The 10473-nt window shown below is 73.0% G+C and carries 12 protein-coding genes; all 12 read left to right on the top strand.

The genetic code is table 11. The annotated features are described in order from the left end of the window. Window positions 1–452 precede the first annotated feature (452 nt). The 12 genes from J2X68_RS32035 (at window position 453) to hypA (ending at window position 10473) form a co-directional block, all read left to right on the top strand. The gene (locus J2X68_RS32035) at window positions 453–767 is read left to right on the top strand and encodes a DUF6400 family protein (protein WP_310436100.1); all 315 of its coding nucleotides are present in this window, start codon (window positions 453–455) and stop codon (window positions 765–767) included. Next, on the top strand, window positions 754–1011 hold the full coding sequence (locus J2X68_RS32030) for a hypothetical protein (RefSeq protein ID WP_310436099.1): 258 nt from the start codon (window positions 754–756) through the stop codon (window positions 1009–1011). Before J2X68_RS32035 ends, J2X68_RS32030 begins: the two co-directional genes overlap by 14 nt. Before the next feature lie 217 nt (window positions 1012–1228). Further along, window positions 1229–2977 (top strand): enoyl-CoA hydratase-related protein, encoded by a 1749-nt coding sequence (locus J2X68_RS32025; RefSeq protein WP_310436098.1) that lies wholly within the window; start codon window positions 1229–1231, stop codon window positions 2975–2977. 73 nt (window positions 2978–3050) lie between these two features. Beyond that, on the top strand, window positions 3051–4124 hold the full coding sequence (locus J2X68_RS32020; RefSeq protein ID WP_310436097.1) for a hydrogenase expression protein HypE: 1074 nt from the start codon (window positions 3051–3053) through the stop codon (window positions 4122–4124). A gap of 78 nt (window positions 4125–4202) precedes the next feature. After that, window positions 4203–5984, top strand: a complete 1782-nt coding sequence (locus J2X68_RS32015; RefSeq protein ID WP_310436096.1) for a nickel-dependent hydrogenase large subunit — start codon at window positions 4203–4205, stop codon at window positions 5982–5984. Continuing rightward, window positions 5981–6517, top strand: coding sequence for a hypothetical protein (locus tag J2X68_RS32010; RefSeq protein ID WP_310436095.1), 537 nt, complete (start codon window positions 5981–5983; stop codon window positions 6515–6517). Before J2X68_RS32015 ends, J2X68_RS32010 begins: the two co-directional genes overlap by 4 nt. Further along, window positions 6514–7155, top strand: a complete 642-nt coding sequence (locus tag J2X68_RS32005; protein WP_310436094.1) for a DUF5947 family protein — start codon at window positions 6514–6516, stop codon at window positions 7153–7155. The genes J2X68_RS32010 and J2X68_RS32005 overlap by 4 nt, the downstream gene beginning before the upstream one ends. Further along, entirely contained in the window at window positions 7152–7844 is a 693-nt protein-coding gene (locus tag J2X68_RS32000; RefSeq protein ID WP_310436093.1) for a DUF6084 family protein, read from the top strand. The genes J2X68_RS32005 and J2X68_RS32000 overlap by 4 nt, the downstream gene beginning before the upstream one ends. Continuing rightward, window positions 7841–9271 carry a hypothetical protein gene (locus J2X68_RS31995; protein WP_310436092.1) on the top strand — a complete coding sequence of 477 codons (1431 nt, stop codon included), beginning with the start codon at window positions 7841–7843 and terminating at the stop codon, window positions 9269–9271. The genes J2X68_RS32000 and J2X68_RS31995 overlap by 4 nt, the downstream gene beginning before the upstream one ends. Window positions 9272–9321: 50 nt before the next feature. After that, window positions 9322–9822, top strand: a complete 501-nt coding sequence (locus J2X68_RS31990) for a hydrogenase maturation protease (RefSeq protein ID WP_399041351.1) — start codon at window positions 9322–9324, stop codon at window positions 9820–9822. Window positions 9823–9833: 11 nt separating this feature from the next. After that, window positions 9834–9938 (top strand): DUF6893 family small protein, encoded by a 105-nt coding sequence (locus J2X68_RS40350; protein ID WP_399041339.1) that lies wholly within the window; start codon window positions 9834–9836, stop codon window positions 9936–9938. A gap of 142 nt (window positions 9939–10080) precedes the next feature. Continuing rightward, complete coding sequence (gene hypA, locus J2X68_RS31985; RefSeq protein ID WP_310436090.1) at window positions 10081–10473, top strand: hydrogenase maturation nickel metallochaperone HypA; 393 nt, start codon at window positions 10081–10083, stop codon at window positions 10471–10473.

The following is a 10473-nucleotide window of genomic DNA, read 5'->3' as shown; positions in this document are numbered from 1 at the left end:
TGGCGGGCGTCGGCGGGCGAGGGTCGACGCGCCCCGGCGGCGGGCGGGGCGACGCGCAGCATCCTGGCCCGCTCCGACCGCGCGGACAAGGCCGGCGAGGCCGACGAGGCAGACGAGCCCGTCTCCCGCAGGGCGGCCCGCGCGTCACCGGCGCGGCGGCCCGCCCTGCGGGGACGGGCGAGGACGACCCGGACGAGCGCCGACGGGCCGACCGTCGCGCTGCCCGTCCGCGCCCGCGCCGTACCGGCCTCCGCCGCTCGGCCGACACGGCGCCGGGATCCCGCCGATCGCGGGCGCCGACGCCACGACCGAGCGCGGCGGGAGCCCCTTCCCGGGCGGGGACGTACCGGCCTGGGTGGTCCCTTCCCGGCAGGGGCGGACCGGGACCAAGGGCTGTGACTTCTCCCACCTGCTCTTGTCCGGGCGAGGAAGGGTTACCTACGTTCGGTCGCATGTCCCCCCATGATCGTGCCCTTCCTGACGAGCCGGACGAATCCGGCGCGGCGGGCGGACCCACCACGGGCCGGCCCGGCGCCCCCGCACCGGCGGACCTGACCATCGACCTGACCTCCCACGAGATGCTCCGGCGCGCCCACGTCCTGGACGCCCTCGGCCCCGAGTGGGACCCGGTCGCCGCGCTGCGCGACGAGGAGGCGGCGTACGCGCTGCTGTACTCGGATCTCGGCGCGGAGCAGCAGCGCGTGTACGACGAGCTGGTGGCGGCCGGTGTGCTGCCGCGCCGAGGGGACGGCCATGCTGCCGCTTGACCCCCAGGCCGACATCGGGCGCCGGGCCTGGGTGGCCTGCCCCCACTGCGACGACCGTCGTGGCTGCGCCCCGTGCGAGCAGGGGCGCACCTGCTCCGAGCACTGGCGCTATCTGCTCTCCAACACCGGCAGCCTGCTCCACCTCCAGTGCCGGTCGTGCACCCACATCTGGGCCCACGAGACGCATTTCGGCGCCACCCGCTCCCCGTGGGAGCGCATCACCAGCGGACTGCGCCGCCACTGACGCCCTGCGGCGGCCGACCCGGGACGCCGGGGTCGCCGAGCTGCCGCCACCGCGGGTGGGCCGGCGGCCGTCGATGACACCGGACGGCCGACGGCTGCCCGCTTTCGGATGATTTCGGATGATCCGACCGCCTGTCGCCGGGGGCGGCGGGCCGCTGGGGCCGAGGATCGCGTCGGCGGTCATCTCTGCCTGCCGATCGTCCCGCCCGGAGGCAGCCGTGCGCATCCTGCTCCTAGCCAGCGCGTTCAACAGCCTGACCCAGCGTGTCCACGCCGAGCTGCGCGACCGCGGCCACCGGGTGGCGGTGGAACTCGCCCTGCCGGGCGGCTCGCTGCCGGACGCCGTGCGGCGGCACGCACCGCAGCTCGTCGTGGCGCCGATGCTGAAGTCGGTGATCCCCGAGGAGGTCTGGGCGGCCTACCCGTGTCTCGTCGTCCACCCCGGCCCCGTGGGCGACCGCGGACCGTCCTCCCTCGACTGGGCGATCCACGAGGGCATCGAGGAGTGGGGCGTCACCGTCCTGCAGGCCGACGGGGAGATGGACGCCGGTGACGTGTGGGCCTGTGTGCCCTGCCGGCTCTCGCAGGTGTCCAAGAGCGCGCTGTACCGGGGCGAGGTCGCCGACGCCGCGCTCGATGCCGTCCTGCTGGCGGTGGAGCGCTTCGCCGGCGGCACCCATGTGCCGCAGCGGCAGGGCGCCGCCCGCGCGGCCGACGCCCGCCTGCGTCCGCGCCCGTACCTCGACCAGAGTGTCCGGCGGATCGACTGGGCCGAGGACACGACCGACACGGTCCTGCGCAAGCTGAGGGCGGCGGACTCGCAGCCCGGAGTGCTGGACACGTTGCTCGGCCGCGAGTGGTACCTGCACGGCGGCCACCCCGAGAGCGCGTTGCGCGGACGCCCGGGCGAGCTGCTGGCGACCCGGGCCGGAGCAGTCTGCCGGGCCACGGGGGACGGTGCCGTGTGGCTCCCGGAGCTGCGCCCCCGGCGGCTCGCCGGGCAGCCGCCCACGTACAAGCTGCCCGCCGTCCTGGCCCTCGGCGACCTGCTGCCGCCGCTGCCCGAGGCGCCGGAGGCCACCTGGTCCGACATCCGCTACCGGGAGAGCGGCGACGTCGGCTTCCTGTCGTTCGCCTTCCCCGGCGGCGCCATGAGCACCGCGCAGTGCCGCCGGCTGCTCGACGCGTACCGGGAGGCGTGCGAGCGGCCCACGTCGGTGCTGGTCCTGGGCGCCGAGCGGGACTTCTTCTCCAACGGGATCCACCTCAACGTCATCGAGGCCGCCGACGACCCCGCGGCCGAGTCCTGGGCGAACATCAACGCCGTCGACGACCTGGTCGAGGCGGTCCTGACGACGACCGACCGCCTGGTGGTCGCCGCGGTCGCGGGCAACGCCGCGGCGGGCGGGGTGATGCTCGCCCTGGCGGCGGACGAGGTCTGGTGCCGCTCGGGCGCCGTGCTGAACCCGCACTACCGTCTGATGGGCCTGTACGGCTCCGAGTACTGGACGTACACCCTGCCCCGCCGGGTCGGTCCGGCGGTGGCGGAACGCCTCATGCGGGAGGCGCTGCCGGTGAGCGCGGCGGGCGCGCTGGGCCTCGGGCTCGTCGACCGGGTGGTGGACGCCGGTCCGGAAGCCTTCGCGGGGGAGGTCGGCCGGCTGGCCGCGCACCTGTCCGCCCGGCCGGCGACCGCGACCCGGATCGCCGCCAAGAAGACGGAGCTGGAGCGGCGGGAGAGCGAGACCCCGCCGGCCGCCTTCCGGGAGCGGGAGCTCGCCCGGATGCGGCGGACCTTCGACGACCCGGACGCCCCGTACCACGCGCTGCGCCGGGCGTTCGTCCGCAAGGAGCGCCCCGCGGCCACCCCGTCGCATGTCTGCGCCTTTCAAACCGATCCGGGCCCGTCCGCCACCGGATTCACCGGAACGGCCCCCCTCGGCATCCCGTCGCGGGCCATCGGCTGATACCAAGAATTCGATGAACGTGGAAAGTCCTGAAATGGGGCTTTCATTCCATACCTCCCCAGGAGGCGGTCCCATGACTGAGGCGACGACGAAGACGGTCGGCGCTGCTCCCGCCGACGAGACACCCACGATCCACATTCTCTGGATCAACGCGGGGCTGAGCTGCGACGGCGACTCGGTCGCCCTGACGGCGGCCATGCAGCCCAGCATCGAGGAGATCGTGCTCGGCGCGCTGCCGGGGCTGCCGAAGGTCGCCGTCCACTGGCCGCTGATCGACTTCGAGTGCGGTCCGGTCGGCGGCGCGGACACGTTCATCGAGTGGTTCTTCAAGGGCGAGCGCGGCGAGATCGACCCGTTCGTGCTGGTCGTCGAGGGTTCGATCCCCAACGAGGCGATCAAGCCCGAGGGGTACTGGTGCGGCTTCGGCGACAACCCGGAGACCGGTCAGCCGATCACCACCAGCGAGTGGATCGACCGGCTCGCCCCCAAGGCGTTGGCGGTCGTCGCCATCGGCACCTGCGCCACCTACGGCGGCATCCACGCCATGGCGGGCAATCCGACCGGCGCCATGGGCCTGCCGGACTACCTCGGCTGGGACTGGAAGTCCCGGGCTGGCATCCCCATCGTGTGCGTCCCCGGCTGCCCCATCCAGCCCGACAACTTCTCCGAGACGCTCACGTACCTGCTCTACCAGGCGACCGGCGCCGCCCCGATGATCCCGCTGGACGACAAGCTGCGTCCCACCTGGCTGTTCGGGGCCACCGTCCACGAGGGCTGCGACCGCGCGGGCTACTACGAGCAGGGCGAGTTCGCCCTGTCCTACGACTCGCCGAAGTGCCTGGTCAAGCTGGGCTGCTGGGGTCCGGTCGTCAAGTGCAACGTGCCCAAGCGCGGGTGGATGAACGGCATCGGCGGCTGTCCGAACGTCGGTGGCATCTGCATCGCCTGCACCATGCCCGGGTTCCCGGACAAGTTCATGCCGTTCATGGACGAGCCGCCCGGAGCCAAGCTCTCCAGCACCGCCAGCGGCGCCTACGGAGCCGTGGTCCGCAAGCTGCGCTCGTTCACGGCGAAGACGGTGGACCAGGAGCCCAAGTGGCGCCGGACCGGAGAGAAGATCACCACCGGCTACCGGCCCCCCTGGTGACGCCCCACCGCGAGTGACCCGCTTCTGCTTCGCGCACCCCCACCCGAACCCCGCGCAACGAAGGGCACGGCAAAGACGATGGCAAGGACGAAGGCGGCCGGCGACGGCAGCGGCCTGGTGGAGATGGCCTGGGATCCGATCACCCGGATCGTGGGCAGCCTGGGCATCCACACGAAGATCGACTTCAAGCAGAAGCGGGTCGCGGAGTGCTACAGCACTTCGTCGGTCTTCCGCGGCTACAGCGTCTTCATGCGCGGCAAGGACCCCCGCGACGCCCACTTCATCACCAGCCGCATCTGCGGCATCTGCGGCGACAACCACGCCACCTGCTCGGTGTACGCGCAGAACATGGCGTACGGCGTGAAGCCCCCGCACCTCGGCGAGTGGATCATCAACCTCGGCGAGTCCGCGGAGTACATGTTCGACCACAACATCTTCCAGGAGAACCTGGTGGGGGTCGACTACTGCGAGAAGATGGTCAGGGAGACCAACCCGGGCGTCCTCGAACTCGCCGAGCGCACCGAGGCCCCGCACGCGGCCGAGCACGGCTACCGCACCATCGCCGACATCATGCGCTCGCTGAACCCCCTCGAAGGGGAGTTCTACCGCGAGGCCCTCCAGGTCAGCCGCTACACGCGCGAGATGTTCTGCCTGATGGAGGGCCGCCATGTGCACCCCTCCACGCTGTACCCGGGCGGCGTCGGCACCATCGCCTCGGTGCAGCTGTTCACGGACTACCTCAGCCGCCTGATGCGCTACGTCGAGTTCATGAAGCGCGTCGTGCCCCTGCACGACGACCTGTTCGACTTCTTCTACGAGGCGCTGCCGGGCTACGAGGAGGTGGGCCGCCGCCGGGTGCTCCTCGGCTGCTGGGGCGCGCTCAACGACCCCGAGTACTGCGACTTCACCTACGCCAACATGACGGACTGGGGCCGGCGGATGTTCGTCACCCCCGGCGTCGTCGTGGACGGCAAACTCGTCACCAACGACCTCACCGAGATCAACCTCGGCATCCGCATCCTGCTGGGCAGCTCGTACTACGAGGACTGGCAGGGCCAGGAGCAGTTCGTCACCCACGACCCGCTCGGCAACCCGGTGGATCCGCGCCACCCGTGGAACCAGCACACCATCCCCGCCCCGCAGAAGCGGAACTTCGACGACAAGTACAGCTGGGTCATGTCCCCGCGCTGGTTCGACGGCAAGGACCACCTCGCCCTCGACACCGGCGGCGGGCCCATCGCCCGCCTGTGGTCGACCGCGCTGTCCGGGCTCGTCGACATCGGGTACGTCAAGGCCACCGGCCACAGCGTGGTCATCAACCTGCCGCGCACCATGACCAAGCCGGAGACCAGCTTCGAGTGGCGGATCCCGAAGTGGTCCAACGCGCTGGAGCGCAACCGCGCGCGCACCTACTTCCAGGCCTACTCCGCCGCCGTCGCCCTGCACTTCGCGGAGAAGGGCCTCGAGGAGGTCCGCGCCGGACGCACCCAGACCTGGGAGAAGTTCGAGGTCCCGGACGAGGGGCTCGGCGTCGGCTTCACCGAGGCGGTCCGCGGGGTCCTGTCCCACCACATGGTGATCCGCGACGGCAAGATCGCCAACTACCACCCGTATCCGCCCACCCCCTGGAACGCCAGCACCAGGGACACCTTCGGCACGCCGGGCCCGTACGAGGACGCCGTCCAGAACACGCCCATCTTCGAGGAGAACACCCCGGAGAATTTCAAGGGCATCGACATCATGCGCGCCGTCCGCAGCTTCGACCCCTGTCTGCCCTGCGGCGTCCACATGTACGTCGGCGGCGGCAAGACGGTGAAGACGATGCACGTGCCCACCGGCCTGAGCGGACTGGGCGGATGAGCGCGCCGACGACGGCGCGCCCCGTCGACGCGGAACAGACCGGCCGCCGGGTCGAGGAGGTCCTGGACCGGCTCGCCGCGAGCGGCGACCCGGCCGCCGCCCAGGCCGCCGAGGAACTCGTCCGCTCCCTCATGGACTTCTACGGCGCCGGCCTGGCCCGCGTCCTCCACCTGCTGTCCGCCGCCCCGGGCGGCGACCCGCTGGCGCGCCTGCTCGGCGACGAACTCGTCGCGAGCCTGCTCGTCCTGCACGATCTGCACCCCGAGGACCGCGACACCCGCATCACCCGCGCCCTCGACAGCGTCCGCGAACACGCCCTGGACGTCGAGGACTTCGACGAGGAGAGCGGCACCCTGACGCTGCGGGCCCGGGAGGCCGGCGGCTGCGGATGCGGCTCGGGCGACAGCGCCCGGGAGGCCGCGCGGGCGGCCCTCGCCTGCTTCGCACCGGAGGTCAGGACCGTCGAGGTGCGGACAGCGCCGTCGGGGCCCACGCTCCTCCAGATCGGCACCGCACCGACGGGCGCCCGATGACGGCGTCCCCGGCGACGCGCCCCCCCGGCCTGCGGAGGTTCCTCACCGAGCGGCCTGCGCGGGCCGAACGGTGCGAGCTGTGCGCCGTGCCGGTCGAGGCGGACCACCGTCATCTGGTCGACACCGAAAAACGCGCCCTCGTCTGCGCCTGTGCGGCCTGCGCGCTGCTGATGGAACAGCCGGGCGCCGCCGCGGGCCGCTTCCGCACGGTCCCGGCCCGCTGTCTCACCGACCCCGCGCACGGCCTCGACGACACCGCCTGGGACGCGCTGCAGATCCCGGTCGGCGTCGCCTTCCTCTTCCGCAACGCGGCCCTCGACCGGCTGGTCGCCCTCTACCCGAGCCCGGCCGGCGCCACCGAGAGCGAACTCGAACCAGCCACCTGGACGGCGGTCCTCGGCGGCAGCCGGCTCGCCGCCCTGCTCGAACCCGACGTGGAGGCGCTGCTGCTGCGCCGCACCGACGGCCGCATCGAATGCCACCTCGTGCCGATCGACATCTGCTACGAACTGGTCGGCCGTATGCGCCTGTTGTGGCAGGGCTTCGACGGCGGGGCCGAGGCCAGGGCGGCGCTGGACGCGTTCTTCGCGGACGTCGCGCGACGGGCCCGGCCGGTGGACGAGGAGGCACGGCCGTGACGGAGTTCTCCTTCTCCTGCACCGGCGTCCGGGCCGACCGCTACGCCGCCGGACCGACCCTCGTCTTCCGGCTGCGGGTCACCGCCGCCGACGACGCCCGGGTGCACGCCCTCGCGCTGCGCTGCCAGATCCGGGTCGAACCCGCCCGCCGCGGCTACGAACCCGCCGAGGCCGACGGGCTGGCCGACCTCTTCGGCGAGCGCTCCCGCTGGGGAAGCACCCTCCAGCCGGTGCAGTTCGCGCAGATCTCGCACATGGTCCCCGGCTTCACCGGAGAGACCGAGACGGACCTCGTCGTGCCCTGCACCTACGACATGGACATCGCGGCGACCCGCTACCTCGACGCCCTCACCACCGGCGAGGTGCCGCTGCTGATGCTGTTCTCCGGGACCGCGTTCACCGGCGAGGGCGGCTTCCGGGTCGAGCCGGTGCCGTGGGACCGGGAGGCGGCCTTCCGGATGCCGGTCGAGACCTGGCGGGAGATGGTCGAGCAGCACTTCCCCGGGTGCGGATGGCTCCGGCTGCCGCGCGACACCATGGCCGCGCTCCTCGCCTACCGCTCCCGGCACGCGCTGCCCTCCTGGGACGCCACCCTCAAGGCCCTGCTCGACGAAGGAGCCGACGCGGTCCCGCCCCCGCACGACCCGCTGCGCGCGCTCACCGGCACCACCGGAAGGACGGATCCGTGACCGTGACCGCGTTCGCCTCCGAGACGCAGGAGCGGTTCGCCCTCGCCCGGCAGGTGGCCGACGCCGTCCTCTTCGAGGGCTATGTGCTCTATCCGTACCGCGCCTCCGCGGCCAAGAACCGGCTGCGCTGGCAGTTCGGCGTGCTGGTGCCGCCCGGCTGGGGCGCCGAGTGCGAGGAGCACGATTTCCAGCACACCGAGTGCCTGATGGAACCGAAGCCGGGCGCGACGCTCTCCGTCGAGGTGCGCTTCCTGCACGCCCGACGGCGCACCGTGCAGCGGGCACGCCCCGACGGCGGCTTCGAGACGGTCGCCGAACTCCGCCTCGACGACCGGGTGCTGATGCCCTGGGACGAGGGAGGCGAGGAGCGCGTCGAGGTGGTCGCCCCGGTGGACGAACTCCTCGGCGACGGCGTCACGCGTCCCTTCCGCCGTCCCGCCCGGGAGGACGTCGAACCCGTCCTGGACGCGGCCGGCCGCACCGTCGGCCGGCTCGTGCGCCGGTGCGAGGAGATCAGCGGGACGATCCGGCTGTCCGCCCGTGAGCTCGACGGCCCCTACCGGACCGTGCGGCTGACCGCCGTCGTCGAGAACACCAGTGACTGGACGCCGTCCGACACCGCCGACGCCGGCCGCGACGCCGCGCTGCCGCGCTCCCTGGTGGCCACCCACCTCCTCATGGCCCTCAGCGCCGGATCGTTCCTGTCGATGACCGATCCCCCCGAGTGGGCGAAGGGTGCGGTCGCCGCCTGCCGCAACCTGCACACCTGGCCCGTGCTCGCGGGCGAGCCCGGCACCGCCGACCTCGTGCTGTCCTCGCCGATCATCCTGGAGGACCATCCGGCCATCGCGCCGGAGAGCCCCGGCGCGCTCTACGACGCCACCGAGATCGACGAGATCCTCGCACTGCGCACCGCGGCCCTCACCGACGAGGAGAAACGCGAGGCCCGCGGCACCGACGAGCGGGCGGCCGCGGTGATCGAGCTGGCGGACTCGATGCCGGCCGAGGTCCTGGAGCGGCTGCACGGGGCGGTGCGCAGCCTGCGCGAGGCGACCGGCCCGGCCCCCGCCGCCGCGGACGGCGGCTTTCCCGACGAATACGGCGTGCAGCGCCCGGACACCCCCTGGTGGGATCCCGCGAGCGAGGCGGGCTTCGACCCGGCGCAGGACGAGGTGCTGGTGGACGGCCGGCCGGTGGCCAAGGGCAGCCGCGTCGAGCTGCGCCCCGGCCTGCGGCGCACCGACGCGCAGGACATCTTCCTGCGCGGCCGCACCGCGACCGTCGAGGCGGTGCTGCACGACGTCGACGGCGGCGTGCACCTGGCCGTCACGGTCGACGGCGACCCGGGCGCCGACATCCGCCGCGAACAGGGCCGGTTCCTGTACTTCCAGCCCGACGAGGTCACCCTGGCGCAGGAGGACGTGTGACCCTTCCCGCACCGGCCGCTGCGCGCACCCTCGTGGCGGGCATCGGCAACATGTTCCTCTCGGACGACGGCTTCGGCGTGGAGACCGCCCGCCTGCTCGCCGACCGCGACCTGCCCGGACACGTCGAGGTCGTGGACATCGGCGTGCGCGGGGTCCACCTCGCCTACCAGCTCCTGGACGGCTACGACACCCTCGTCCTGGTGGACGCCACGGCCCGCGGTGAAGCCCCCGGCACGCTGTACGTCATCGAACACGACGTCGGCGACGGCGCCCCGCCGCCCGGCGCGGCGCCCGCCCTGGACGGCCACCGGATGACCCCCGACGCCGTCCTGGCGCTCCTGGGCACCCTGTGCGCCGGGACCGGCGGCGAGCCGCCACGGCGTGTCCTGGTCGTCGGGTGCGAACCGGCCACGGTGGACGAGGGCGTCGGTCTCAGCCCGCCGGTGTCCGACGCGGTGCCCAAAGCGGTCCGGCTGATCGAGGAGCTGCTGTGCGACGGGGAGCCGGGAGAGTCCGCGACGCGGGCCACGGCCGACGGGATCTCGACATGAGGAGAGACGGGATGAAGAAGATCGTCATCGGCGGAGCGGCCCTCGCGGCCCTGGTCGTCATCGGCGCCGAGGTGTTTCCCGACGTGCGGCGCTACCTGCGCATCCGGCGGATGTGACCGCGGCCGCCACAGGGGTGCCGCGCGGTTGCGTCGAACGGCGTACCCGGCGGCCGGCGACGGCGTGCCGGACCGGGCGGCCCCGGCGCGCGCGCCTCTAATGAAGGCCGACCCGAGGCAGGCCGCGAAAGGACGGAGACCCATGCACGAGATGTCCGTCGCGCTGGCCGTCGTCGACCAGGTGGCCGAGGCCGCCGAGCGGGCCGGCGATGTCACGGCGGTGCGATCGGTACGGCTCCAGGTCGGCGAACTGGCCGGCGTCGTACCCGACTCGCTCGCCTTCTGCTTCGAACTCGTATGCGCCGGAACGCTGCTGGAAGGCGCCGAACTGGTCACCGAGGCGGTGCCGGGGCGGGCCCGCTGCACACCCTGCGGCCACGAGTGGGCCGTCGGCATGCCACCCCGGCTGACCTGCCCCGCGTGCGACGGGACGACCACCGATCTGCTCGCGGGCCGGGAACTGCGGATCGCCGCCGTGCAGTGGCAGACCGGCGACCCCGCGCCCACCCGCGAACCGATCTCCGAGGAGTGCTGA

This window comes from Streptomyces sp. 3330, assembly GCF_031456635.1.
GTDB lineage: Bacteria > Actinomycetota > Actinomycetes > Streptomycetales > Streptomycetaceae > Streptomyces.
The sequence above is the reverse complement of the archived record's forward strand: the minus strand, read 5'-3'. Positions and strand labels throughout refer to the sequence as shown.